Here is a 304-nt window from a genome sequence, read left to right as displayed (position 1 = left end):
TACCGGGATGAAAACTTGCGCAACGACAGTGCGTCACAACGCCGAATATTCAGCAGTCCAGGCTATCGCCCAAATGGCATCACATGGTGATGCCCGGTCATTCCTGCCGAACTGCTCAACAGTTCGCGCGGTCGCTGCCGGCGAGAAGAGGCCCTCGGAAGAACTGTTTTGTCAGACCGATTCGACTGATCTTCCCACCTGGAAGTTGGGCAAACCAACCTGACGAACAATTCGTTAAACTCTTCCCGATTAGGAACCATTTGGAAACAACTTCGGGATTCAAAAGGTAGCGGAAGGGCGCGAG

The organism is Rhodopirellula sp. UBA1907, assembly GCF_002337565.1.
Lineage (GTDB): Bacteria > Planctomycetota > Planctomycetia > Pirellulales > Pirellulaceae > Rhodopirellula > Rhodopirellula europaea.
The sequence above is the reverse complement of the archived record's forward strand: the minus strand, read 5'-3'. Positions refer to the sequence as shown.